Origin of the sequence: Janthinobacterium sp. FW305-128 (genome assembly GCF_020858135.1) — a bacterium.
In the GTDB taxonomy this organism is placed as follows: Bacteria; Pseudomonadota; Gammaproteobacteria; order Burkholderiales; family Burkholderiaceae_D; genus Janthinobacterium.
The window spans coordinates 67,602-92,654 of the sequence record NZ_JACYMK010000006.1; the positions used below are offsets into that span (position 1 = coordinate 67,602).

Annotated in this window: 24 protein-coding genes and 4 tRNA genes; 22 read left to right on the forward strand and 6 right to left on the reverse strand. The window is 63.1% G+C overall.

The window, feature by feature from the left end; genetic code table 11:
• Positions 1-7: 7 nt before the first annotated feature.
• Complete coding sequence (locus IGS60_RS13940; protein ID WP_070310460.1) at positions 8-820, reverse strand: FadR/GntR family transcriptional regulator; 813 nt, start codon at positions 818-820, stop codon at positions 8-10.
• Between the two features lie 189 nt (positions 821-1,009).
• Between IGS60_RS13940 and IGS60_RS13945 the strand changes: the two genes are divergently transcribed.
• Genes IGS60_RS13945 through denD form a run of 6 tightly spaced genes read left to right on the forward strand, consistent with a single transcriptional unit; the run spans position 1,010 to position 6,998 of the window.
• Positions 1,010-2,338, forward strand: coding sequence for an MFS transporter (locus IGS60_RS13945; RefSeq protein ID WP_230505019.1), 1,329 nt, complete (start codon positions 1,010-1,012; stop codon positions 2,336-2,338).
• A gap of 14 nt (positions 2,339-2,352) precedes the next feature.
• On the forward strand, positions 2,353-3,252 hold the full coding sequence (gene ltnD / locus IGS60_RS13950; RefSeq protein ID WP_230505021.1) for an L-threonate dehydrogenase: 900 nt from the start codon (positions 2,353-2,355) through the stop codon (positions 3,250-3,252).
• A gap of 20 nt (positions 3,253-3,272) precedes the next feature.
• Positions 3,273-4,574, forward strand: coding sequence for a 3-oxo-tetronate kinase (gene otnK / locus IGS60_RS13955; protein ID WP_230505023.1), 1,302 nt, complete (start codon positions 3,273-3,275; stop codon positions 4,572-4,574).
• Complete coding sequence (gene otnC, locus IGS60_RS13960; protein WP_070221939.1) at positions 4,571-5,215, forward strand: 3-oxo-tetronate 4-phosphate decarboxylase; 645 nt, start codon at positions 4,571-4,573, stop codon at positions 5,213-5,215. Before otnK ends, otnC begins: the two co-directional genes overlap by 4 nt.
• Before the next feature lie 17 nt (positions 5,216-5,232).
• A complete protein-coding gene (gene otnI, locus IGS60_RS13965) occupies positions 5,233-6,030 on the forward strand; it encodes a 2-oxo-tetronate isomerase (RefSeq protein WP_230505025.1) in 798 nt (265 codons plus the stop codon).
• Positions 6,027-6,998, forward strand: coding sequence for a D-erythronate dehydrogenase (gene denD / locus IGS60_RS13970; RefSeq protein ID WP_230505027.1), 972 nt, complete (start codon positions 6,027-6,029; stop codon positions 6,996-6,998). The genes otnI and denD overlap by 4 nt, the downstream gene beginning before the upstream one ends.
• Before the next feature lie 135 nt (positions 6,999-7,133).
• Here the strand turns inward: denD and uvrB are convergent, their stop codons facing one another.
• Positions 7,134-9,221 carry an excinuclease ABC subunit UvrB gene (gene uvrB, locus IGS60_RS13975; protein ID WP_230505029.1) on the reverse strand — a complete coding sequence of 696 codons (2,088 nt, stop codon included), beginning with the start codon at positions 9,219-9,221 and terminating at the stop codon, positions 7,134-7,136.
• Positions 9,222-9,333: 112 nt separating this feature from the next.
• Here uvrB and IGS60_RS13980 point away from each other — a divergent pair, with 112 nt between their 5' ends.
• The 4 genes from IGS60_RS13980 (at position 9,334) to IGS60_RS13995 (ending at position 11,900) form a co-directional block, all read left to right on the forward strand.
• Positions 9,334-10,548 (forward strand): amino acid aminotransferase, encoded by a 1,215-nt coding sequence (locus tag IGS60_RS13980; protein ID WP_230505031.1) that lies wholly within the window; start codon positions 9,334-9,336, stop codon positions 10,546-10,548.
• Between the two features lie 131 nt (positions 10,549-10,679).
• Positions 10,680-10,755 (forward strand) — tRNA-Asn (locus IGS60_RS13985).
• 136 nt (positions 10,756-10,891) lie between these two features.
• Positions 10,892-10,967 (forward strand) — tRNA-Asn (locus IGS60_RS13990).
• A 186-nt stretch (positions 10,968-11,153) separates the two neighbouring features.
• Positions 11,154-11,900, forward strand: coding sequence for an alpha/beta hydrolase (locus tag IGS60_RS13995; RefSeq protein ID WP_230505032.1), 747 nt, complete (start codon positions 11,154-11,156; stop codon positions 11,898-11,900).
• 12 nt (positions 11,901-11,912) lie between these two features.
• Here the strand turns inward: IGS60_RS13995 and IGS60_RS14000 are convergent, their stop codons facing one another.
• Entirely contained in the window at positions 11,913-12,857 is a 945-nt protein-coding gene (locus IGS60_RS14000; RefSeq protein WP_230505034.1) for an alpha/beta fold hydrolase, read from the reverse strand.
• Between the two features lie 197 nt (positions 12,858-13,054).
• On the opposite strand from IGS60_RS14000, the gene IGS60_RS14005 reads away from it, so the two are divergent.
• The 8 genes from IGS60_RS14005 (at position 13,055) to IGS60_RS14040 (ending at position 20,051) form a co-directional block, all read left to right on the forward strand.
• On the forward strand, positions 13,055-13,381 hold the full coding sequence (locus IGS60_RS14005; protein WP_230505036.1) for a Dabb family protein: 327 nt from the start codon (positions 13,055-13,057) through the stop codon (positions 13,379-13,381).
• A gap of 73 nt (positions 13,382-13,454) precedes the next feature.
• A tRNA-Asn gene (locus IGS60_RS14010) sits at positions 13,455-13,530 on the forward strand.
• 137 nt (positions 13,531-13,667) lie between these two features.
• Positions 13,668-13,970 (forward strand): hypothetical protein, encoded by a 303-nt coding sequence (locus tag IGS60_RS14015; RefSeq protein ID WP_230505038.1) that lies wholly within the window; start codon positions 13,668-13,670, stop codon positions 13,968-13,970.
• Positions 13,971-14,318: 348 nt separating this feature from the next.
• Complete coding sequence (locus IGS60_RS14020; protein WP_230505040.1) at positions 14,319-14,978, forward strand: sorbitol dehydrogenase family protein; 660 nt, start codon at positions 14,319-14,321, stop codon at positions 14,976-14,978.
• Positions 14,975-16,633, forward strand: a complete 1,659-nt coding sequence (locus IGS60_RS14025) for a GMC family oxidoreductase (RefSeq protein WP_034788982.1) — start codon at positions 14,975-14,977, stop codon at positions 16,631-16,633. Before IGS60_RS14020 ends, IGS60_RS14025 begins: the two co-directional genes overlap by 4 nt.
• Positions 16,630-18,108: a cytochrome c gene (locus tag IGS60_RS14030; protein WP_230505042.1), complete on the forward strand. Its 1,479-nt coding sequence runs from the start codon at positions 16,630-16,632 to the stop codon at positions 18,106-18,108. The genes IGS60_RS14025 and IGS60_RS14030 overlap by 4 nt, the downstream gene beginning before the upstream one ends.
• 143 nt (positions 18,109-18,251) lie before the next feature.
• Positions 18,252-18,653, forward strand: a complete 402-nt coding sequence (locus IGS60_RS14035; RefSeq protein WP_230505044.1) for a GtrA family protein — start codon at positions 18,252-18,254, stop codon at positions 18,651-18,653.
• A gap of 99 nt (positions 18,654-18,752) precedes the next feature.
• Complete coding sequence (locus tag IGS60_RS14040; RefSeq protein WP_230505046.1) at positions 18,753-20,051, forward strand: NCS2 family permease; 1,299 nt, start codon at positions 18,753-18,755, stop codon at positions 20,049-20,051.
• A gap of 70 nt (positions 20,052-20,121) precedes the next feature.
• Here IGS60_RS14040 and IGS60_RS14045 read toward each other — a convergent pair whose 3' ends face one another.
• Positions 20,122-20,829: a GntR family transcriptional regulator gene (locus tag IGS60_RS14045; protein ID WP_230505048.1), complete on the reverse strand. Its 708-nt coding sequence runs from the start codon at positions 20,827-20,829 to the stop codon at positions 20,122-20,124.
• Between the two features lie 270 nt (positions 20,830-21,099).
• Here IGS60_RS14045 and IGS60_RS14050 point away from each other — a divergent pair.
• Positions 21,100-21,175: transfer RNA gene (locus tag IGS60_RS14050), tRNA-Asn, on the forward strand.
• Positions 21,176-21,326: 151 nt separating this feature from the next.
• On the opposite strand, the gene IGS60_RS14055 is transcribed toward IGS60_RS14050, so the two are convergent.
• Entirely contained in the window at positions 21,327-21,710 is a 384-nt protein-coding gene (locus IGS60_RS14055; RefSeq protein WP_227742012.1) for a hypothetical protein, read from the reverse strand.
• 340 nt (positions 21,711-22,050) lie between these two features.
• Here IGS60_RS14055 and IGS60_RS14060 point away from each other — a divergent pair, with 340 nt between their 5' ends.
• Positions 22,051-22,845, forward strand: coding sequence for an alpha/beta fold hydrolase (locus tag IGS60_RS14060; protein WP_230505050.1), 795 nt, complete (start codon positions 22,051-22,053; stop codon positions 22,843-22,845).
• Complete coding sequence (locus IGS60_RS14065; RefSeq protein ID WP_230505052.1) at positions 22,839-23,216, forward strand: VOC family protein; 378 nt, start codon at positions 22,839-22,841, stop codon at positions 23,214-23,216. Before IGS60_RS14060 ends, IGS60_RS14065 begins: the two co-directional genes overlap by 7 nt.
• A gap of 15 nt (positions 23,217-23,231) precedes the next feature.
• Here the strand turns inward: IGS60_RS14065 and IGS60_RS14070 are convergent, their stop codons facing one another.
• Positions 23,232-23,924 (reverse strand): hypothetical protein, encoded by a 693-nt coding sequence (locus IGS60_RS14070; RefSeq protein ID WP_230505054.1) that lies wholly within the window; start codon positions 23,922-23,924, stop codon positions 23,232-23,234.
• Positions 23,925-24,063: 139 nt separating this feature from the next.
• On the opposite strand from IGS60_RS14070, the gene IGS60_RS14075 reads away from it, so the two are divergent.
• Positions 24,064-24,903, forward strand: a complete 840-nt coding sequence (locus IGS60_RS14075) for a M15 family metallopeptidase (protein WP_230505056.1) — start codon at positions 24,064-24,066, stop codon at positions 24,901-24,903.
• Positions 24,904-25,053 lie beyond the last annotated feature (150 nt).

Sequence of the window (25,053 nt, forward strand, 5' to 3'; positions counted from 1 at the left end):
GTAGATCTTATTTTTGCATGATGGGATCGCGCCCCAGCGTGCGCGCCAGCGCGCCGCCGTCGCCGCGCCAGAATTCGCGGTCGGCCAGGCGCACGCGCTCGGCCGCGTGCTGCATGTGTTCCATGGCCGCCTGGCGTGCCCGCTGCGGGTCGCCATCGGCGATCGCCTGCACGATCTTTTCATGTTCGCGCCGCACTTCGATGGAAAAGTCCGTGCGGCGCGCTTCATTCGCGCGCGTCACCTTGACGGCCGAGCGGATCGGGTCGGCGAACATGGCGACGAATTTCGGCCAGTAGGGGTTGCCCGTCGCCTCGGCGATGCACAGGTGCAGGCGCACGTCTTCTTCCACGCCGTCGACGCCGGCCGCCACGGCTTCCTCGATGCGGCGCAGCGCGTGTTCGATGTCGGCCAGCTGGCCCGGCGTGCGCCGCACGGCCGCCAGCGCGGCGATTTCCGCTTCCAGTCCCTGGCGCACCTCGATCAGATTCAGCAGCGACTGCACGGACTGCTCCGTCAGCTCGTCGCCCCGTTCGCCCGTCTTCGCGCCATCCTGCGCGCAGACGAACGTGCCGCTGCCCTTGCGCGTGGCGACGATGCCGTCCGCCTGCAGCAGGGCGATGGCTTCGCGCAGCACCGTGCGGCTGACGCCGAAGTGCGTTGCCATCGCTTGCTCGGACGGCAAACGCGTGCCGCCGGCCAGACCGTCGTTGTGGATTTGCTGGCGCAGCCGTGCCGCCACCCGCGCACCCAGGGTACCGGTGGTGAAGCTGCCCGCAGCGGGCTCCGGAGGGGGAAGGGTAAAGCGGAACGTGCGGTCCATCGGATGCATCCTTGTGCTAGCGGTTTTTATGCGGGCTTGCCTGCTTGCCATTATATGGAATATACAGCTTGACACACACAAAACACACACATAATATACATCCATACAAATTTTAGACAAGTTGCCAGCCACCTCCGGTGGACCATAAAAACCCGGCACGGTCGATCCCCCAGCGATCAGGAGACAAGCATGGACGTATCACAAGCATTGCCCGGGCAGGCGGCCGGCGCCGCCGCCAGCCAGAAAAACATCGACGACGCCGTCTATCGCAAGGTGACCTGGCGCATCATCCCCTTCCTCATGCTGTGCTACATCGTCGCTTACCTCGACCGTGTGAACGTGGGCTTCGCCAAGCTGCAAATGCTGGCCGACCTGCAGTTTTCCGAAACCGTGTACGGCCTGGGCGCCGGCGTGTTCTTCCTCGGCTACTTCCTGTTCGAAGTGCCCAGCAACGTGATGCTGCACAAGATCGGCGCGCGCGTGTGGATCGCCCGCATCATGATCACCTGGGCCATCATCTCGGGCGCCTTCATGTTCGTCACCACGCCAACCCAGTTCTACGTGATGCGCTTCCTGCTCGGCATCGCCGAGGCGGGCTTCTTCCCCGGCATCATTCTCTATTTGACCTACTGGTATCCGTCCGAACGCCGCGCGCGCATGGTGTGCACCTTCATGGCCGCCATCCCCGTGGCGGGCCTGATCGGCGGCCCCCTGTCGGGCTGGATCATGGAAACCTTCGCCGGCTGGCACGGCTACGCGGGCTGGCAGTGGATGTTCGTGCTCGAAGCGATACCCGCCGCGCTGATGGGCGTGGCCGTGCTGCTCTACCTCGATAACAGCATCCGCGCCGCGAAGTGGCTGACGGAAGACGAAAAAGTCATCCTCGAGCAGCGCATCGCCACGGAGGCGCAGGGCAAGGTCTCGCATCCGTCGATCCGCGCCATGTTCGCCGACCCGCGCATCTGGGTCATGGCCCTGATTTATTTCTGCTGCGTGATGGGCCAGTATTCGCTGACCTTCTGGCTGCCCAGCCTGATCAAGGCGGCCGGCGTGACGGGCGTGCTCAATATCGGCCTGTTCACGGCGATTCCGTACTCCGTGGCCGTGGCGTCGATGATCCTGCTGGGCCGCAGCTCGGACAAATACCGCGAACGCCGCTGGCACATGGCGATCCCGCTGGTGGTCGGCGCCGCCGCCATCGTCTGCAGCGCGCTGGCCGGCGCCCACAACACGGGCTGGGCCATCTTCTTCCTGACGATCGCCGCCGGCGGCATCCTGGCCGCCTCGCCCATGTTCTGGAGCCTGCCGACGGCTTTCCTCGGTGGCGTCTCGGCCGCCGCGGGCATCGCCGCCATCAATTCGGTGGGCAACCTGGCCGGCTTCGCGGCGCCGTACATGATCGGTTCCATCAAGGATCTGACGCAATCGACCGACATCGCCATCTACCTGCTGGCCGGCATCCTGGTGATCGGCGCGTTCATCATCATGCGCGTGCCGGCCAAGCTGGTGAACAAATAAGACTGGAGTAGCAGATGAACGTAGAAATGAAAAGAGTGGGCGTGATCGGCCTGGGCGCCATGGGCATGGGCATCGCGCAATCGTTGCTGCGCGCGGGCTTTGAAGTGCATGCCTGCGACGTGCGCCCGGAAACCGTGCAAACACTGGTCGACAAGGGCGCCCATGCGGCGCAATCGCCGGCCGCGCTGGCGGCGCAGGTGCAGGCCTTGCTGATCGTCGTCGTCAATGCGCAGCAGACGGAAACCGTGCTGTTTGGCGAAGACGGCGCGGCCAGCGCCCTGACGCCGGGCAGCGTCGTCATCGCCTGCGCCACCGTGGCGCCCGAATTTGCCGAAGCGCTCGGTGCTCGCCTGGCGGCCATGGGACTGCGCTTCATCGACGCGCCCATTTCCGGCGGCGCGGCCAAGGCGCAAGCCGGCGAAATGTCGGTGATGGCGGCCGGCGCGCCCGACGCGTTCGACGCTTGCGCCGGTATTTTTGACGCCATCAGTGCAAAGCTGTACCGCCTGGGCGAACAGCCGGGGCAGGGCTCGAAAGTCAAGATGATCAACCAGCTGCTGGCCGGCGTGCACATCGCCGCCGCCGCCGAAGCGATGGCGCTGGGCTTGCGCGCCGGCTGCGATGCCGATGCCTTGTACGAAGTCATTTCAAACAGCGCCGGCAGTTCCTGGATGTTCCAGAACCGGGTGCCGCACATTTTGAAGGGCGACTATACGCCGTTATCAAGCGTGAACATTTTCGTCAAAGACCTCGGCATTGTGCTCGATTACGCGAAAAAGAGCGTCTTTCCACTGCCCCTGTCGGCCACGGCGCACCAGATGTTCATGCAGGCGTCGGCCGCTGGCTTTGGCGGCGAGGACGACTCGGCCGTGATTAAAACTTTCCCCGGTATCGATCTGCCGGCGAAAGCGTAACTGAATCAAAAGGAACCATCATGACTGTATTACTGGGATGTATCGCCGACGATTTCACGGGCGGCACCGACCTGGCCGGCATGCTGGTCAAGGCCGGCATGCGCACGGTGCAGCTGATCGGCGTGCCGCAAGGTCCACCGCCGGCCGATGTCGACGCCGTCGTCATCGCCCTCAAGTCGCGCACGAATGCGCCGGAAGAGGCAGTGGCCGAATCGCTGGCCGCGCTGGCCTGGCTGCAGCAAGCCGGATGCCGCCAGTTCTACTTCAAGTACTGCTCCACGTTCGACTCCACGCCGCGCGGCAATATCGGCCCCGTGGCCGAAGCGCTGATGCGGGCGCTGGACACGGACTTCACGATCGCCTGCCCAGCGTTCCCGGCCAACGGACGCACCATCTACAAGGGCAACCTCTTCGTCGGCGACGTGCCGCTGGCCGAATCTGGCATGCGCGACCATCCCCTGACGCCGATGACGGATTCGAATCTGGTGCGCGTGCTGCAGCAGCAGGTGCAGGCCAAGGTGGGCCTGGCCGATTACAGTGTGGTGGAGAAGGGCGCGGCCGCCATCGCCCAGCGCTTCACGGACTTGCGCGGCCAGGGCTGCCATTTCGCCGTCGTCGATGCCGTGTCGAACCGCGACCTGGAAGCCATCGGCGCCGCCTGTGCGGACTTGAAACTGATCACGGGCGGTTCCGGCATCGCGCTGGGCCTGCCGCAGAACTTCCGCCAGCGGGGCCAGTTGTCGCCATCGCCTGCGGGGCAGGCGGGGCGCTTGCCGCCGGCGTCCGGATTGCGCGCCGTGATCTCGGGCAGCTGTTCCGTGGCCACGCAGCAGCAGGTGGCGCACCTGCGCGAACTGGCGCCGTCCTTCCACGTCGACCCTTTGTCGCTGGCTGCGGGCGGCGAGGTGGTGGACGTCGTGGTGGCGCAGGCGCTGGCCTGGGCGAATCAACACCTGGCGCAAGGCCACATTTTGATCTATGCCACGGCCACGCCGGATACGGTACGCGCCGTGCAGGCGCAGCTGGGCGTGGAGCGTGCCGGCGCCCTCGTCGAGGAAGCCCTGGCCGCCATCGCGCAGGGACTGGTGCGCCTCGGCGTGGGCCAGTTGATCGTCGCCGGCGGCGAAACCTCGGGCGCCGTGGTGAAAGCGCTGGGCATTGCCGGCTTGCGCATCGGCCCCGAAATCGACCCCGGCGTGCCCTGGACGCTAGCCTTGCCAGCGCCGGGCGACGAAGGCAGGGCGCCTTTGGCGCTGGCCCTCAAGTCCGGCAATTTCGGCACCGTGGATTTCTTCAGCAAGGCCTGGCAGGTGCTGGCATGAGCGCCACGGAATCGCGCCAGCGCGAGCTGATCGTCGACTTCGGCAAGTCGCTGTTCGAACGGGGCTTGACGGCGGGCAGCAGCGGCAACCTGAGTGTGCGCCTGTCCGACGGCTGGCTGCTCACGCCAACGAACGCCAGCCTGGGCCGGCTCGATCCCGCGCAATTGTCCAAGCTCGATTGGGACGGCAAGCTGATCAGCGGAGCGCCGCCGTCCAAGGAGGCGTTCCTGCACCGCGCCATGTACGCAGAGCGGAGCAGCGCGGGCGCCATCGTGCACCTGCACTCGACGCATTCGGCCGCCGTGTCGTGCATGTGCGGCTTGAACCATGACGACTGCATCCCGCCGCTCACGCCATACTTTGTGATGAAGGTGGGGCGCTTGCCGCTGGTGCCGTACCACCGTCCGGGCGACCCGGCGCTGGCGGGCGCGATTGGCGCCATGGCGCGCAAGCACTCGGCCGTGCTGCTGGCCAATCACGGTCCCGTCGTGTCGGGCACCAGCCTGGAAGCGGCCGTGTATGCGGCCGAGGAACTGGAAGAGACGGCCAAGCTGTTCCTGCTGCTGCGCGACGTGCCCACGCGTCCGCTCGACGCGGCGCAGATCGCGGACCTGAAGCAGACATTCAAACTCGAACTATAGAATTCAAGGAGACACGCATGCCCCGTTTTGCCGCCAACCTGACCATGATGTTCAATGAAGTGCCTTTCCCGCAGCGCTTTGCCGCCGCCGCGCAAGCGGGTTTCACGGGCGTCGAATTTTTGTTCCCCTACGATCACGCGCCGCAGGAAGTGGCCGGCTGGCTGCGCGAAAACAAGCTGCAGAACGTGCTGTTCAACCTGCCGCCGGGCGACTGGGCGGCCGGTGAGCGGGGCATCGCCTCGCTGCCGGGCCGCGAAGCGGAATTTCGCGCTGGCGTGGCACAGGGCATCGCGTATGCGCTGGCGCTGGGCACGCCGCGCGTGCACATGATGGCGGGCCTGCTGCCCGTGGGCGCCGACGTCAATCTGCACCGCGCCACCTACCTGGCCAACCTGCGGTACGCGGCGAAAGCCGTGGGCGAGCATGGCATCGAGCTCTTGATCGAACCGATCAACGGGCGCGACATGCCCGGCTACTTCCTCGTCACGCAGGCGCAGGGCCATGCGCTGCGCCTGGAGTCGGGTGCGCCCAACGTCAAGGTGCAGATGGATTTTTATCACACGCAGATCGTCGAGGGCGATATCGCCATGACGTTCCAAAACAACTTCGACGGCATCGGCCACGTGCAGATCGCCAGCGTCCCGGCCCGCAATGAACCGGACGATGGCGAAGTCAATTACCCGTATTTATTCAGGCTGCTCGACGAGCTCAACTACGAGGGCTGGATCGGCTGCGAATACCGTCCGCGCGGTCGCACCGAGGATGGCCTGGTCTGGCTTGCCGCATACAACAACACGCAAGGAGAATTGAAATGAAGGTACTGATTACCGGCGGCGCCGGTTTCCTGGGACAGCGCCTGGCGCGCCAGTTGCTGGCGCAAGGCCGCTTGACGGACAGCCACGGCCAGCTGCAAGCGATCAGCGAGCTGGTACTGGTCGACGTGGTGGCCGCGCATGACTTCCACGATGCGCGCGTCAAAGTGGTCACGGGCGACATCGCCGACGGTACGTTGATGCGCGCCACCATCGATGCGCAGACCGCGTCGATCTTCCACCTGGCCGCCATCGTCAGCGGACAGGCGGAAGTCGATTTCGAGCTGGGCATGCGCATCAACCTCGATGCCTCGCGTTTGCTGCTCGATATCTGCCGCGAACTGGGGCACAAGCCGAAAGTGGTCTTCACCAGCTCCGTGGCTGTCTACGGCGGCAAGCTGCCGGACGTGGTGCAGGACACCACCGCGCTGAACCCGCAATCGTCGTACGGCGCGCAAAAGGCCATCGGCGAATTGCTGCTCAATGACTACAGCCGCCGCGGCTTTGTCGATGGCCGCGTGCTGCGCCTGCCCACCATCAGCGTGCGTCCCGGCAAACCGAACAAGGCGGCGTCGTCCTTCGCCAGCGGCATCATCCGCGAACCGTTGAATGGCGAGGCGGCCGTCTGCCCCGTGTCCACCGATTTGCTATTGTGGCTGCTGTCGCCGCGCGGCGCCATCACTTCGCTGATCGCCGGCCACGAACTGGCGGGCGAGATGTTTGGCGCCAGCCGCACGGTGAACTTGCCGGGCTTGAGCGTGAGCGTGGGCGAGATGATCGCCGCGCTGGAACAAGTCGCCGGCGCGGACGTCGTTGCCCGCATCAGCTATGCGCCCGATCCGGCCGTCGAGCGCATCGTCAAGAGCTGGCCCGGCGCCTGGGACACGGCCCGCGCCGAAGCGCTGGGCTTGACGGCCGATGCGGATTTCGCCAGCATCATCCGCGCGTATATCGACGATGTGAAAGCATGAAGCCGCGTAGGTCGGATTAGCGGCGGCACGCCGCGTAATCCGACAATATTGCTGGCGTTGGTTTAAGTGCTGATGTCGGATTGCGCTGGCCTGTCAGCCAGCTAATCCGACCTGCGCCATGCCCGCGCGTGGGGCTTATTTGCCCAGTATCGACGCCACATTGTCGGTGCCGGGCGCGCCGAACAGCTGCTGCTTGAGGATGTGCAGCTGGTCGCGCACCTGCGCCGCCTTTTCGAACTCGAGGTTCTTGGCGTGGTCGACCATCAGTTTTTCCAGGCGCTTGATTTCCTTGCTGACCTGTTTCTCGCTCATCGCTTCGAATTTCGCCGCTTCCTGCGCCACTTGCAGGGTCTCGCGCGCTTCCTGCGGGCTGTAGACGCCGTCGATCATTTCGCGGATCGATTTCTTCACGCCGATCGGGATGATGTTGTTGGCCGTATTGAAGGCGATCTGCTTGGCGCGGCGGCGTTCCGTCTCGTCGATGGCGCGGCGCATGGAGTCCGTGATGCGGTCGCCGTACAGGATCGCCGTGCCGTTCAGGTTACGCGCGGCGCGGCCGATGGTCTGGATCAGGCTGCGTTCGGAGCGCAAAAAGCCTTCCTTGTCTGCGTCGAGGATGGCGACCAGCGATACTTCCGGCAAGTCCAGGCCCTCGCGCAGCAGGTTGATCCCCACCAGCACGTCGAAGGTGCCCAGACGCAGGTCGCGCAGGATTTCCACGCGCTCCACCGTTTCGATATCGCTGTGCAGGTAGCGCACCTTGATGCCATGGTCGCCCAGGTATTCCGTCAATTGCTCGGACATGCGCTTGGTGAGGGTGGTCACGAGCACGCGCTCGTCCTTCTTGATGCGCTCGACGATTTCCGACATCAGGTCGTCCACCTGGCTGCTGGCCGGACGCACGATGATCTGCGGGTCGACCAGGCCGGTCGGGCGCACGACCTGTTCGACCACCTGGTCCGAGTGGGTCTTTTCGTATTCGGCCGGCGTGGCCGAGACGAACACGGTCTGGCGCATCTTCTGTTCGAATTCCTCGAATTTCAAGGGCCGGTTGTCGAGCGCGGACGGCAGGCGGAAACCATAGTCGACCAGGTTGGTCTTGCGCGAGCGGTCGCCGTTGTACATGGCGCTCAGCTGGCCTGTCAGCACGTGCGACTCGTCGAGGAACATCAATGCGTCGGCCGGCAGGTAGTCGACCAGGGTCGGCGGCGGTTCGCCCGGCAGCGCGCCGCTCAGATGGCGCGAGTAGTTCTCGATGCCCTTGGTGAAACCGATCTCCGCCATCATTTCCAGGTCGAAGCGCGTGCGCTGTTCCAGCCGCTGCTCTTCGATCAGTTTATTTTCCTTGCGGAAGAACTCGAGGCGCTCGCGCAGCTCGTCCTTGATGGTCTCGACGGCGCGCAGCACGGTGGAGCGGGGCGTGACGTAATGCGAGCCCGGATACACGGTGAAGCGGGGGATCTTTTGCCGTACGCGGCCCGTCAGCGGGTCGAACAGCTGGATCGATTCGATCTCGTCGTCGAACATTTCCAGGCGCACGGCCAGCTCCGCATGCTCGGCGGGGAAGATGTCGATGGTGTCGCCGCGCACGCGGAAGGTGCCGCGGCCGAAATCGACCTCGTTGCGCGTGTACTGCATCTGGATCAGGCGCGCGATGACGTCGCGCTGGGCGACCCTGTCCTTGACGCGCAGGGTCAATATCATCTGGTGGTATTCGTTCGGATTACCGATACCGTAGATGGCCGAGACGGTGGCGACGATGATGACGTCGCGCCGCTCCATCAGCGACTTGGTGCACGACAGGCGCATCTGTTCGATATGCTCGTTGATCGACGAGTCCTTTTCGATGAACAGGTCGCGCTGCGGCACGTAGGCTTCGGGCTGGTAGTAATCGTAGTAGCTGACGAAGTACTCGACCGCGTTTTGCGGGAAAAAGTCGCGGAACTCGCTGTACAGCTGCGCCGCCAAGGTCTTGTTGGGCGCAAAGACGATGGCGGGCCGGCCCATGCGCGCGATGACGTTGGCCATGGTGTAGGTCTTGCCCGAACCGGTCACGCCCAGCAGGGTCTGGAAGGCCAGTCCGTCGGCAATCCCCTCTGACAGCTGGTCGATTGCCGTGGGCTGATCGCCGGCCGGAGGGAAGGGCTGGTGCAGCTTGAAGGGGGAGTCCGGGAAAGAGATAATTGCGCTTTCCGCCTCGCTGGCGGTAGATAATTCGGGCATGTGAATCAGACCTTTGTTAGAATAGTGCTCTGCTGGCGGCCCTGGCGTTGTATTTCGGGGCGCTGTCTACAACTCCGCTGTGAACCTGCTTCCAATCGAATCCAATCTTATCATGACGAACCCAACTGTTTCTGCCAGTCTGTTTAGCGCCATCGAGATGGCCCCACGCGACCCGATCCTGGGCATCACCGAAGCATTTAACGCGGACCAGAATCCCGCCAAAATCAATCTGGGCGTTGGCGTCTATTATGACGACAACGGTAAAGTGCCTCTGTTAGCTTGCGTACGCAAGGCGGAAGCCATCCTGATCGAACAGGCCGCCCCACGCACCTATCTGCCGATCGAAGGCCTCGCTGCCTACGACAAGGCGGTGCAAGAACTCGTATTTGGCGCCGATAGCGCCGTAATTCAAGAGCGCCGCGCCGTCACCGTGCAAGCGATCGGCGGCACGGGCGCACTGAAGATCGGTGCCGACTTCCTGCAGCGCTTCGCGCCGGGTGCCCAGGTCTACATCAGCGACCCGAGCTGGGAAAACCACCGCGCGCTGTTCGAGAACGCCGGTTTCGTTGTGAATAACTACACGTACTACGATGCCGTCACCCATGGCGTGAACTTCGACGGCATGCTGGCCAGCCTGAACGCCATGCCGGCCGGTTCCATCGTCGTGCTGCACGCCTGCTGCCACAACCCGACCGGCGCCGACCTGAGCGTGGCCCAGTGGGACCAGATCATCGCCGTCGTCACGTCGCGCGGCCTGGTGCCGTTCCTGGACATGGCCTATCAAGGCTTCGCCAACGGCATCGCCGAAGACGGCGCCGTGGTGCGCCGCTTTGCCGACGCGGGCGGCCCGCTGCTGGTGTCGAACTCGTTCTCGAAATCGTTCTCGCTGTACGGCGAGCGCGTGGGCGCCCTGAGCGTCGTCGCCGCCAGCGCCGATGAAGCGGCCCGTCTGCTGTCGCAGCTGAAACGCGTCGTGCGCACCAACTACTCGAACCCGCCAGTCCACGGCGGCAAGGTGGTCGCCACCGTCCTGGCCACGCCGGAACTGCGCCATCTGTGGGAAGAGGAACTGGCCGGCATGCGCGTGCGCATCCGCGAAATGCGCAATGCCTTCGTGGAAAAGCTGAAAGCCAAGGCGCCAGGCCACGACTTCGAATTCGTGCGTCAGCAAATCGGCATGTTCTCGTACTCGGGCCTGAGCAAGGAACAAGTGGCTTCGCTGCGCGAGCAATCGATCTACGCCGTCGACACGGGCCGCATCTGTGTGGCAGCATTGAATTCGCGCAACATCGACATCGTTATTGACGCGATCGCCAAAGTGCTTTAAGATCTTGCTTCTTCGGCGCTGCATGCAAGTGTGGCGCTGATGGCAATAGAAAGTCGGCGCTGGCCGTGTTTGTGAAGATGCAGTATCCATCTTGCAAATATGGAACAAGCGACATATAATATTGCCTCTTTTCCCTGATAGCTCAGTTGGTAGAGCGACGGACTGTTAATCCGCAGGTCCCTGGTTCGAGTCCAGGTCGGGGAGCCAGAATTCGAAAGGCCACGTTGAAAAACGTGGCCTTTTTTGTTTTTGCGCTGTCGGCGGGCAGCTGCTGTCCGGAATAGAAATTTCCCTGGGGGAATCTGGACATGTGCTTGCTTGCCCTATATAATACGGCCTCTTTTCCCTGATAGCTCAGTTGGTAGAGCGACGGACTGTTAATCCGCAGGTCCCTGGTTCGAGTCCAGGTCGGGGAGCCAGAACATCAGCAGTATCGAAAAGCCCAGCCTTCACCGGTTGGGCTTTTCGCGTTTCAGAGCCTGCATGAGGCATCCGTGTCATCACTCTTGATCCCGCGCATAGGCCGCCAGGCACCCGGCGCTATGCTGGAGGCGACAAGGCGCCGGCAGGCCTGTCATCGCCTTCAACTTCCTGGAGGGGCTGAAATGGATGAGGTCACAAGTGTTGGGGCGGCAACGATCGTGCTCGTGCATGGCGGTTTTGTCGACGGGTCGGGTTGGGAAGCCGTTTACCGGGCGCTGCGTGACGAGGGTTGTCACGTTGCCACTGTGCAAAACACAACGCTATCGCTGGCGGACGATGTGGCCGCGACCGTGCGGGTCATCGCCGCGTCGCCGGGTCCCGTGGTCCTCGTTGGTCATTCGTATGGCGGTGCCGTGGTCACGCAAGCGGGGAACGATCCCAAGGTCAAGGCATTGGTCTACATCGCGGCGTTTGTGCCGGATCAAGGCGAGTCCGTCGATTCCTTGCTGAAGAATGCCCCGCCTGGCGCACCGGTGCCGCCGATCTTGCCGCCGCACGATGGCTTCCTGTTGCTCGACCAGAAAAAGTTTGCGGCCGCCTTCGCGGCCGATGTGCCCAGGGACAAGGCCCGCTTCATGGCGGCATCGCAAGTGCCCTGGGGAGTGGCCGCGCTGACCGGCGTGGTCGGCGCGCCAGCGTGGAGGAGCAAGCCCAGCTGGTACCTGGTCGCGACGGAGGACAAGATGATTGCGCCGGCGATGCAACGCAAGATGTCCGAACGCGCGGGCTCGAAGGTGGTCGAAGTCGCCGGCAGCCATGCCATTTACATTTCGCAAGCCCATGCGGTGGCGACGCTGATCCGCAAGGCCGCCGCCAGCATTGCCGGCGACCAGGCCAGCCTGTCGGCTTCCGGGAGTGGCTTCCCGTGACGGGGCGTCGTATCAGGACTTCGGCGCTGCATCCAATGTCTTGATGATGGCTTCCTGGAACTGCACCGGTTCATCCTGGTGAATTTGATGCCCGGAATGGTCAAAGAAAAACAGCCCCTTCTTTGGCGCCTTCAATGTTTCAAAATACGCTTGCGTGATCCTGGTCGAGGTCTGGATATCGTTTTTGCCGACGAAGAAATACACGGGGCAGTCAACGCTCTTCAAGGTCCTGGGCAGATCGATGTTCATGACCTCGTTCCAGACTGGCGACCAGGTTTTCGACCATTGAAGAAAGCTCGTCTTGAAGCCCTCGCTCGTGGCAAATTCCTTGCCATCCTTATAAAAAAGCCATTTCCTTAAATAAAACATGCTTTCGTCACTTGCAAACGGGAAACTGACGCTGTCCAGTTCCTGGCTGGCGACGGCATTGTCCTTGAAATGGGCTTTCAAGGTTTTCAGCAATTCTTTCTCGCTTTCCAGCTGGCTCACGACAGGATTGGACGCGAAATAGGCATGCAGCAGTTCCGGATGATGCTTGACGATATAAAAGCCCAGGACGTTGCCCCAGGAACTGCCCAGCAAGTATATTTTTTCCTGCTTGAGCTCTTTTTGTAGAAACGTGATGACCTGGTACGTGTCCTGCTCCATCTGCGCGACGGAAGGTTGGCTTGGCGAAGGATTCAGTTTCAGGGTTTTTCCTGCATTGCGCTGGTCCCATTGCACAAGCGTAAATCTCTTTTTCAGGATGGCGGTAAACGCATCCGCATTCTTCATCATCGAACTTCCCGGCCCGCCCGATAGAAAGAGAAGAGCAGGCTTGTTGGAGTCATCTGTTTTGATTTCCACAAACTGCTTTATCCCGCCAATGTCGGGAGTCAGCAGCACGTCGATGGCAAGCGGAACGGGTTGTGCTTTACATGCATAAAATGGAATCAAGGCGATGAATAACACGGCCATTATGCTGTTTTTTGTCATGGGCTGGTATGGATGGTTGCTGGCAGGTATGGAGTGTCCATGTGGGATGTTATCCGAATAGCATGTTGCATATGAAAAATATCTGCAGCGCGTCCGCAGTGGCGCCATGGCGGGCTGCGGCCTGTGTCTTTTCCCGTTTTGCGCTATCCTGAATGCAACCCCATAGGAGAGTTGCCACCATGACCTGTTCTATCCCGTTGCGCCATATCGTTCTCTGTGATTTTCTTGAGGACATCACACCGGCCAAGCATGCCGAGCTGGTCTATGAATTTTCCCAGCTTAAACATCGCATCCCCGGCGTGCTGCAATTCGAATGGGGACCGAACATCAGCCCGGAAGGCCTCGATGACGGCTTTACCGATTGCTTCAGCTTGAGTTTTGCCGATACGGGCGCGCGCGATGCGTATCTGACCCATGCCGCGCACCAGGCTTTTGTCGAGCTGCTTAAGCCATGGCTGGGCCGCGTACTCGTGTTCGACTATCATCCGCAGGAAAATCCGGGCTGAGGTATGCCGTGCATAATTTTTTTCGCGTAAATCTGGACAACTGAAAATTTGCGCTATAGAATGCGGCCTCTTTTCCCTGATAGCTCAGTTGGTAGAGCGACGGACTGTTAATCCGCAGGTCCCTGGTTCGAGTCCAGGTCGGGGAGCCAGAACATCAGCAGTATCGAAAAGCCCAGCCATTACGGTTGGGCTTTTTGCATTGTGACATTGCACGCAGATGTGTCGAAAAGCATCTGTCATACTTGCAAGGCATATTTGCCGCCTCTCGATGAACACAAGCCTTCCCATGAAGAATATCTGCGCCCTGGTGCTGATGCTGGCCGCCGGCATCGTCTATGGGCCCCTTGCCGGCGGCCAGGGACGCCAGCCCTTGTCCGAAGCGAAGGTCAAGCAGCAGATCATCGCCGAATCGATTGCCGCCTATCCCGGGCGCTGCCCCTGTCCCTACCATGCCGCCAAGAATGGCAGCGCTTGCGGAGGACGCAGCGCATGGAGCAGGAAGGGCGGTTATGCCCCCATTTGCTACGAACGCGAAATCAGCAGCGAGATGGTGCGCAAGTGGCGCGAGGAAAATGCCGCGGCGCCGTGACCATTGCCCCCTGCGCAGCGTCTGCAGCTGTGCCGGCGTGGGGGCGATGCCCAAGCGGCCCCATAAATCGTGGTACAGCCTGACCGGCACGAGGCCCGTATGGCCATCGATATCGCCGGGCGCCACCCTCGTGCGATGCCGCTATCTCGCCCCTGGCCAGCACATGTTCTTGCTGGGCAGCCAGCCGGCATTCATGCCGGCATCGCGCAGGGCAAATTCTCAATAGTAATACTACATTGGCAGACAATTTACTTCTGTAGGATAATGTGGAACCGGTTCCATTTATGCGCAAATGCAATGTGGCGCAACCATCGAAGTCAATAAAACAACAAGTCTTGCGGGAGTCTCATGAACTATCCAGGCAGCGAACCATCTGCAACATCCGTTTCATCCCTTCCCCGCATCAGCCGCCGCCACGCCCTGATCGGCCTGGCCGCCTTGCTGGCGCAGGCCGGTTTCTGGAGCAATCCGCTCTCGGCCGCCATGCCGGCGCCAGCCAGCGCTCCGGCGCCCGGCCTGGCGCCTGCCACGATGCTGTTCTACACCTTGTCGCAAACCATCACGGGCCACCGCGATCTGTCCGCCGCGACGGCGGCGCGCATCGAGCAAGCCATGCGCACGAACGTGCCCGGTTTCGCCGAGCGCTTGCCGCAGCTGGGCGCGCTGCTCGTCACGGGCCAGGAAGCCAAGGCCCTGCTGGCGGCCGCCACCGCTACGGACGCCGGCTTACGTGAGCTGGCGCTGGCCATCGTCGCCGCCTGGTACACGGGCACCGTCGCCGGCCATGCTGAGCAGGGCACGAAGTCCATCGTCGTCGCGTATGCGGAAGCCTTGATGTACCGCACGGTGGCCGATGGCCAGGTCGTGCCGACCTATTGCAATTACGGCCCTCTCTGGTGGCTGAAGGCGCCGCCGGCCGTGCGCGTCTCCGCGCCCGTGGCGCCCAAACCCGTACCGGCCCCGGCCACTACCGGCACTCCCGAACCGAAAGGCAAGCAAGCAAAATGAAATCACCGCAATTCAAGAGTAATGGCGACGTCGTCGCCGATGTCGTCATCGTCGGCACGGGTGTCGTCGGCGCCATGATGGCCGACCAGCTGGCCGCGCAAGGCCATTCCGTGATCATGCTGGAAGCGGGCCTGCGCATCGAGCGGGGACAAGCCGTGGAAAACTGGCGCAACATGCCGTTCGAGAACCGCGTCGGTTCCGACTTCCAGGGCCTGTATCCGCAGGCGGACAATGCGCCCGCGCCCCTGTATTTTCCGAAGAATAACTATGTGGAATTGTCCGGCCCCAGCGGCAGCAGTTTCCAGCAGGGCTATCTGCGCACGGTGGGCGGCACGACCTGGCATTGGGCCGCGTCGTGCTGGCGCCATTTGCCGTCGGACATGCGCATGAAGAGCGATTACGGCGTCGGGCGCGACTGGGCCATTTCCTATGATGAACTGGAACCCTACTATTGCCGCGCCGAGCAGGAAATGGGCGTGGCCGGCCCCAACGATCCCGCCTTGCAGTCGCCCAGCGAGCGCAGCGCGCCGTACCCGATGGACATGGTGCCCTGGGGCTATGGCGACAAGCGCTTCGCCGAAGTGGTCAACCCGCACGGCTACCGTTCCGTGCCGATTCCGCAAGGGCGTTCGACGCGCCCATGGCAGGGCCGTCCCACGTGCTGCGGCAATAACAATTGCCAGCCGATCTGCCCGATCGGCGCCATGTACAACGGCATCCACCACGTGGAGCGGGCCGAGCTGAAAGGCGCTGGCGTGCTGGCCGAGGCCGTCGTCTACCGCATCGACACGGACCAGAACAATCGCGTCACCGCCGTGCACTGGTACGACGCCAAGAAACAGTCGCACATGGCGACGGGCAAGGCCTTCGTCATCGCCTGCAACGGCATCGAAACGCCCCGTTTGCTGCTGCTGGCGGCGAACCAGAATAATCCGAACGGCATCGCCAACAGTTCGGACCAGGTCGGCCGCAACATGATGGACCACTCGGGTTTCCACTGTACCTTCCTGGCCAATGAACCGATCTGGACGGGCCGTGGCCCCGCGCAAAGCAGCTGCCTGGTGGGCCCGCGCGACGGCGCCTTCCGCGCACAGTATTCGGCCAACAAGATGATCCTGAACAACATCACCAGGGTCGGACCTGCAACGCAGCAGTCATTGAAGCTGGGCCTGGTGGGCAAGGATCTCGACGATGAAATCCGTCGACGCGCCGCGTTCGGCGTGGACCTGTCGATCAGCCTGGAACCGCTGCCCGAAGCGCACAACCGTTTGACCTTGAGCAAGACGCGCAAGGACCCGCTGGGCCTGGCCTGTCCCGACATCTACTATGACGTGGGCGATTACGTGCGCAATGGCGCGAAGGCCGCGCATGCGCAGCTCGAACACATCGGCAAGCTGTTCGGCGCCGTGGAATTCCATATCACCGACAGCCTGAATGCGAATAACCACATCATGGGCGGCGTCATCATGGGCAGTAACCGTCTTGACTCCGTGGTCGACGGCAATTGCCGCGCCCACGACCATGCCAACCTGTGGCTGCCGGGCGGCGGCGCCATGCCATCGGCCAGCGTCGTCAACACGACCCTCAGCATGGCCGCGCTCGGCTTGCGCGCGGCCGACGACATCGCCCGCACCCTGGCAAGGGAGGCTGCATGATGCGCCGTTTCTTGCTGGGCCTGACCCTGGCGGCCGGCTTGCCGCTGGCCGCGCGTGCTTTACCACCTGTGCCGCCGGCGCCGCCCGTCACCCTGACGCCGGACCGTCCGTCCGCGCCGGCCGCAAGCACAGCCGCCAAGCCCGATGCACGGCTGGAGCGGGGCCGCTACCTGGCTATCGCGGCCGACTGCATGGCCTGCCATACGGCGGCGGGCGGCAAGCCGTATGCGGGCGGCTACGCCATCGATTCGCCGCTGGGCACGATCTACGCGACGAATATCACGCCCTCCAAAAAAGGCGGCATCGGCCGCTACACGGAAGCCGACTTTGCGCGCGCCCTGCGCGCAGGCGTGCGCGCCGATGGCAGTCATCTGTATCCGGCCATGCCCTACACCAGCTATGCGCAGCTGACGGATGCGGACGTGGGCGACCTGTATTACTACTTCATGCAGGCCGTACAGCCCGTCGATGAACCGGCGCGCCAGACGGCCCTGCCATTCCCGTTCAATGTGCGCCTGTCCATGCTGGGCTGGAACACCTTGTTCCTTGACAATAAACGCTTCGTGCCCGATCCGGCGAAGAGCGCGCAGATCAACCGCGGCGCCTACCTGGCCGAAGGGCTGGCGCACTGCAGCGCCTGCCATACGCCGCGCAATATGCTGATGGGGGAGATCGGCAGCCAGACCCTGGCGGGCGCCGCGCTCGGCTCCTGGCATGCGCCGAACATCACGTCCGACAAGGTCAGCGGCGTCGGCGCGTGGACGGATGCGGAACTCACGGCTTACCTGAAGACGGGTCATGTGGAAGGCAAGGGGCAGGCGGCGGGCGGCATGGCCGAAGCCATCCAGAACAGCCTGCAATTCTTGCGCGACGACGACGTGGCCGCCATCGTCGCGTGGCTGCGTACCGTGCCGCCCGTGCGCGCGCCGGGGCAGACCAAGGCTGCCTTCAGCCACGGCAGCGCCGCCAGCGAGGAAGCGGCATTGCGCGGCATGGCCGGCGCCACCGAGCGCCATTCCTTGAATAGCGGCGCGGTGCTGTTTTCCGGCTATTGCGTCAGCTGCCATTCGGCCAACGGCGCCGGCAGCACGGGGCAAAGTTATCCGGCCCTGTTCAACAACACGGCGACGGGCGGCAACACGCCGGCCAACCTGGTCTCGGCCATCCTGTTTGGCGTCGAGCGCAAGATCGAAGGGGAAGAGCACGAAGCGTTCATGCCCCGTTTCGACCAGCGCTCGTACGTGCAGCCCTTGACGGACGAGCAGATCGCCTCGATCGCCAATTACGTGCTGAAACAGTATGGCAACCCGGATGTGTCGGTGACGCCTGCCTACGTGGCGCAGGCGCGCAGCGGCGGCGAAAAACCCGTGCTGGCGCGGGCGCAACCGTTCATGCTGCCGGGCGGCATCGCGGCCATCTTGTTGCTGATCGCGCTGTGCGTGTGGCTGCGCCGGCGCCGTCAAGTCAAGAAATAGGCATCGGAGCCGTGGAGTATCGGCGGCGAATATGAACGTTGGGCGCAACTTGCAGTAAAATGCAGGCTGAAAAATGGTTACGAGCAATCGTAGCCATTTTTTATTCTGGCCCGATCCTGCTATCGTTCATTTGAAAATTGACAATGTCCCATTCCCTGCATCACCAATTCTTGCGTTTCGCCGCCGTCGGCGCTTCCGGCACGGCCGTGCAATACAGCGTGCTGTGGGGCGGTGTGGGATGGGCGGGCATCAGCGCTGCCGCCGCGTCCGGCATCGGCTACATCCTCGGTTCCGTCGTCAACTACCTCCTGAATTACTTTTTCACGTTTAAAAGCGACAAGGGCCATGGCGAGGCGGCCAGCAAGTATTTCACCTTGCTGGGCATCGGCTGGTGCATCAATACGGGGCTGATGTGGCTGCTGGTACACCAGCTGGGCTGGTATTACTGGCTGGCGCAGGTGCTGGCGACGGGCATCGGGCTGGTCTGGAATTTCGCGGGCAGCCGCTGGTGGGCCTTCAAGCCGGCCGGCGCGCCAGGCAAGTAATCAAGTAAGCAAGTAAGCAAGTAAGTAGTTGTTGCAAGAAAAAAAGATGCGCATAGTCCAAGACCAGGCGCGCGGTTTTACCAAAACAAGGGGTTAATCATGCAGTTCCTGGAACGCTATTTCAAACTGAAGGACAACGGGACCAATGTGCGCACGGAGCTGCTGGCCGGCCTGACCACGTTCCTGACGATGGCCTACATCATCTTCGTCAACCCGTCCATCCTCGGTGACGCGGGCATGCCGAAAGACTCCGTTTTTGTCGCCACCTGCCTGGCGGCCGCCATCGGCACCCTGATCATGGGCCTGTACGCGAACTACCCGATCGCGCTGGCGCCGGGCATGGGCTTGAATGCGTATTTCTCGTACACGGTGGTCAAGGGCATGGGCATGAGCTGGGAAGTGGCGCTGGGCGCCGTCTTCATTTCCGGCTGCCTGTTCATTCTGGTCAGCCTGTTCAAGATACGCGAGATGATCATCAACAGCATCCCGCCCGCGCTGCGCACGGCGATCACGGTGGGTATCGGCCTGTTCCTGGCCATCATTTCGCTGAAAAGCGCGGGCGTGGTGGTGTCGAACCCCGCCACCATCATCGCACTGGGCGACTTGCACCAGGCGGCGCCCATCCTGGCCATCCTCGGTTTCTTCATCATCGTCGCGCTGGACCGCCTGAAAGTGCCGGGCGCCATCCTGATCGGCATCCTCACCATCACCATTGCCAGCTTCTTCTTCGGCGGCAACCAGTTCAACGGCATCGTCTCGGCGCCGCCCGCCATCGAACCGACCCTGTTCAAGCTCGACATCATGGGCGCGCTGTCGATCGGCATCGTCAACGTGGTGCTGGTATTTTTCCTTGTTGAATTGTTCGATGCGACGGGCACCCTGATGGGCGTGGCCAACCGTGCCGGCTTGTTGAAAGACGGCAAGATGGAACGCATGAACAAGGCCTTGCTGGCCGACAGCACGGCGATCGCCGCCGGCGCCTGCTTGGGCACGTCGAGCACCACCGCCTTCGTCGAAAGCGCTGCCGGTGTGCAAGCGGGCGGACGTACGGGTTTGACGGCCGTCGCCGTCGCGCTGCTGTTCCTGGGCAGCCTGTTCTTCGCCCCGCTGGCGCACACGGTGCCGCCGTACGCGACGGCGCCCGCGCTGCTGTACGTGGCCTGCCTGATGCTGCGCGAACTGACGTATATCGACTGGGATGACAGCACGGAAAGCATCCCGGCCGCCATCACGGCGCTGATGATGCCGTTTACGTATTCGGTGGCCAGCGGCGTGGCCTTCGGTTTCATCACCTATGCGGTATTGAAACTGTTGACGGGCAAGGGCAAGCAGGTATCGGTAGTGGCCTACATCATCGCCGCCATCTTCCTGTTCAAGTTCATCTACCTGGGCGAATAGCAAGTTTGCCTGCAAGCACTGACAAGGCCGCCCGCGCATCAGCAGGGCGGCCTTTTGCTTTTGGCGCCGCTTACATCAGCAGCGCGGCGACCAGGTCTTTTTTGGCGTCGCCGGCGCTGCCGTCGAAGCGCAAGGCCGCTTCCACATGCGCCAGGTGCTCGACCATCATGTGGGCCGCCAGATCGGCGTCGCCGCTGCGTGCCGCATCGAGAAAGCGGCCGTGTTCGTCGCACGAGCAGGCGGCCGCGTGACCCGACTGGTACAGCATGGTGATGAGCGAGCTGCGGCCCACCAGTTCGCGCACGATGTCGCGCAGAACGGCGTTGCCGGCGATATCGGCCAGCAAGACGTGGAAGTCGCCCAGCAGTTGCGAGCGCAGCGGCGTCGCTTGCGCCAGCGCCAGGCGTTCCGCTTTCAGGTGCCGATCGAGCATCCTGTAGTCGGCAGGTTTGGCCTGCGCGACGAATTCGCGCGCCAGGGCCGCTTCGATGATGCGCCGCGCGGCAAAGATGTCGCGCGCTTCCGCTTCGGTGGGCTGGCTGACGAAGGCGCCCTTGTCGGGCACCATGCGGATGAGTTTGTCTTTCGAGAGAATCAGCAGGGCGGCGCGGATCTTGGTGCGGCTGACGCCATACAGCCGGCACAGCGCCTCTTCGCGCAGCCGCGTGCCGGGCGGCAATTGGCGCGCCACGATGGCGGCCGCCATATGTTCGGCAATTTCTGCCGAGCTGTCGCCGCTGCCGGCCTTGTCTACCAGGGTTGCGCTTGATTCTGTCATGTCGGGTAAGAGCAGTCAGCCAGGGGCAAGGCGAACCTTGCAAGCGCATGTCCGCGCGGCGGCGTGGTTGACGCCCCGCTGCCGGCATGCCGTTGTGCGCCTTGCGTATCGGCAAGGCATGGCTATTCTACTATCTTGCCTGGCGGCGCGCAGACGGGGCCCGCCGCGTGGCGAGGCATGCTCCCTGGCTGCCTGTTTTGCTGGCCATGCAGCAACCATGTAGTAACGACTGGACATGGGAAATTTTGACGTATATAATTCGGCCTCCTTTCCCTGATAGCTCAGTTGGTAGAGCGACGGACTGTTAATCCGCAGGTCCCTGGTTCGAGTCCAGGTCGGGGAGCCAGAACAAGCAGCAGCAAAGGGCCACGTGGCAACACGTGGCCCTTTTGTCATGTGCGCATGGTTTTCATCCATGCTTGCCATCCCGTCAGTGTATCAACGGCCTGCGCGATGCCATTCCGCTGGTGGCAGGGGCACGCGCAATGATGCCCGGATCAGGGATCGACAAACACGTCGAAGCGCACCTTGAGCGGGCTGCCCCAGGAGATTTCTACCCAGGCACGGAAGCCGCCGTTGTATGGCGCGATGTTATACACGGCCATGCGGGCGGCGCCGATGAAACGGTCCTGGGGATTCGCGCCATATTCGCTGATATTGAGAAATACGCGCGAATTGGCGTGCACATTGGCATTGGCGAAGTTGACCGAAGGATGCACGCCATTGGCCGTCCACGTATAGTAGGTGGTGAAGGCAGCGGGACTCAGGTTCAAGTCCTGTGCGGCCGCGCCTTGGGCGCTTTGGCCTTCCTGCTCCATCGGCGTATCGGTTTCATCCAGTGCCAGGTTGCTGCCGGTGCGATGTTCTACTTTCATTTCCATGATGTACTCCTGATCGATAGTTTGGACGCCGCGCCTGTCGTCGTGCGGCAAGACGCCCTATCTGTGCTGCCGTGACGGCCAATGTCACGTCCTGGCTGATAAGGTAGCCGCCTGCTCCATGCTGTTGGAGTAATTCATTCTAGGCATACGCGGGGGCGGAAAGCGCGCTGGGCCGCCGGAAAAGCGGCGTGCGATTGTGCTGGCGCAAACACCTTGCAAGCAGGCGGCAAGATATTTTCCCTCAGGCTATTTTTACGGGGCTGCCACGCATGCGGCGCAGGACAATGGCACAATAGGCCCAGCCGACCTGCCGATACGGAACCCGTTGCGAGCCTAGCCCATGCCGATACTGAACCTGAGTGCCGAAACCGATATCTATTACGAACTGATCGAAGGCGACCCCGCCAAGCCCTGTCTGGTATTCCTGCACGAAGGACTCGGTTGCTGTGCGATGTGGAAAGATTTTCCCGCGCAGCTATGCCAGGCGACGGGGTGCCGCGGCTTGCTGTATGACCGTCATGGCTATGGGCGGTCGTCGCCGCTGGCGGCGCGGCGCCAACTCCATTATTTGCACGACTACGCGCTGTGCGAGCTGCCGCAAGTGCTGGCGGCACTGCTGCCGGGGCAGGACCATTTTCTCGTCGGCCACTCCGATGGCGGCAGTATCGCCCTGATCTATGCGGCGCAGCAGCCGCCGCGCTTGCGCGGCATCATCACCGAAGCGGCGCACGTGTTTGTCGAAGGCATCACGCTCGATGGCATCCGCGTGGCCGACGCGGCGTTTGGCGCGGGCAAGCTGCGCGCGCTGGCGAAATACCATGGCGACAAGACGGAAACCATCTTCAAGGCCTGGTCGGAGACTTGGCTCAGCTATGGTTTCCAGTTCTGGAATATCGAGTACCTGCTGCCCTCCGTCGAATGTCCGGCGCTGGTGGTGCAGGGCAGCGAGGACCAGTACGGCAGCGCGGCCCAGGTCGATACGATCGTGGCGCAGGCGCTCAACGCCATGCCCGCCATGGTCGAGCAGTGCGGCCATACGCCGCACCAGGAGCAGCCGCAGGCATTGCTGGCGCTGATGGAAGGTTTCTTGCAAGGCCGCATGGACGCGGCCGCTCACCCGAGAAACCCATGCTAGACCACCTCGATCATCTGGTATTGACCACCCGCGACAAGCGCGCCTGTATCGATTTCTATACGCGCGTGCTGGGCATGCAGCTGGAAACGTTTGGCGCCGGCCGCCACGCCTTCAAGTTTGGCGCGCAAAAAATCAATCTGCATGAGGCCGGCAAGGAATTCCTGCCCAAGGCGGACTTGCCCACGCCCGGCGCGCTGGACCTGTGCTTCATCGCCGCCGTGCCGCTCGACGTCTTCATCGCCCACCTGGCGGCGCTGGGGATTGCCATCGAGGAAGGACCGGTGGCCCGCACGGGCGCCAACTGGCCCATCCGTTCTATCTATCTGCGCGACCCGGACCGCAACCTGATCGAAGTCTCCGAACGCGCCTGAGCTTCCCCCGGGCACTCAATGGCAGGCGGGATCGCTGTCCCAGCGGCCCGAGCAGATGCGCGAACGGCACAGCATGCCTTCGATCAGGCCCAGCTGCTGACAGCGCCGCAACAGCTCCGCCGTGTCCTGTTCCTGTCCCTGTTCCTGTTCCTGCCTGCGCAGCACCACGTCGCGCACGGGCGGCGTCGTGCCTTCCTGCCGGTGCGCATGCGCGACCATCGCCGTGAGCAAGGCGACATCGCTGTCGCTGGATGCGGCGGCCGGTTTCGCTCCCTGTGGGCGGGCGGCCGCCTGGCGCGCGGGCGGCGGCGTCTTGGGCGGGGTGCTTGCTGTGGCGGCGACCGCAGCAGGCAAGGGCGGCGCCGCCGTATTGACGATGGTGGCCGCCTGTGCCGCGTGCGGCAGCGCCGTTGCTGCTGGCGCGGGCGGAATCTCGGTCATGGCTGTGACGGGCGCCGGCGGCAGGGGCGGCACCTCCGTGTCGTAGGCAAGCACGGCCATGATCAGCACCGCCAGGCACAGTGCGCCGGCGGCGCCGTACCGCCAGCCGGGGCGCCAGCGCGGGGCCGGCATGGCTGCGGGCGCGGCGGCGCCGTGCTCGAGCTGCGACAGGATACCCTTGCCTTCGATGCGCGCGCCAGCCGCGCCGGCCTTGCTCAGCAGGTCAGGACCGCGCGCCTGGCCATCCCCGGTTTTCAGTAAAGACAAAATATCACCTCCGCAATGGATCAAATTCGACTGACCTTGATGTAAACCGCGCTCATGCGGGCTGCGGACGCCTACGATCTAACGATACCGCCGAGCAATGGATTGCCCGGCCCCGCCGATTCCCGTCACGGAGCGCCCCATGTTTGTCGCCCTGGTCCTGATGTATTTCCTGCTCGCCTGTCTCGCTTGCTGGCTGCTGCTGTTTCCCGGCGGCCGCGCCATCGTGCTGCACACGCTCGTCAACCTGGGCTGGCGCATGCAGCGGCGCGCACAAGGGTTGCAGCGGGGCGGCGGCGCGCAGTGGCAGCGCGTGCAGCAGCACACGGGCTCGGGCATGGCACGCGCCTGGCAATTGCTGTGGCGGCATCGCTGGCTGAGCCTGGCAGGCAGCGTGCTGGTCATCGTGCCCCCGCTGCTGGCCTGGCTGTCCAGCGACCGCATCGCCCTGCGCGGCTATGCCGACCAGCAACACGTCATCAATGACCAGGTCAGCGATTTGCTGAAGGGCGAACAGCTGGTACCGCCACCGACCTTGCCGCCGCTGCTGTTTTCCACTGCCGAAGTCACGCAGCTGCGCCCGCTGCTGGGCGGCGCCAGCCGCAACTGGCAATTGCTCGACCACGATTTCGCGCAACGCCTGCTGCTGGCCTTCAAGATCATGAAGGAGATGCATGGCTATGACATGGTCTTGCTGGAGGGCTATCGCAGCCCCGCGCGCCAGGACCAGCTGGCGGCGGCAGGCCCGAACGTGACCAACGCGAGGGCGTTTCAGAGCTATCACCAGTACGGCCTGGCCGCCGATTGCGCATTCATGCATGAAGGAAAGCTCATCATTTCTGAAAAAAATGCCTGGGCCATGCGCGGCTACCGTTTGTATGGCGTGACGGCCGAATCGGTAGGCCTGCGCTGGGGCGGGCGCTGGACCATGATGGATTTTGGCCACACGGAATTGCCGCAACCGCGCGGGCCGGGCAAGTAAGCCGCGCCAGCCATTCTAGCGCCGCGTACCGGCTTGAATTTCACCGCTGCAAGCTTACTTGCGCAGCGTCAATTGCACACCGGCACGGGCCGTGCGCTGGCACCAGATACTTGTCGTATGTCAACAAAGGCGCGCCGCATTGCTGTCAGC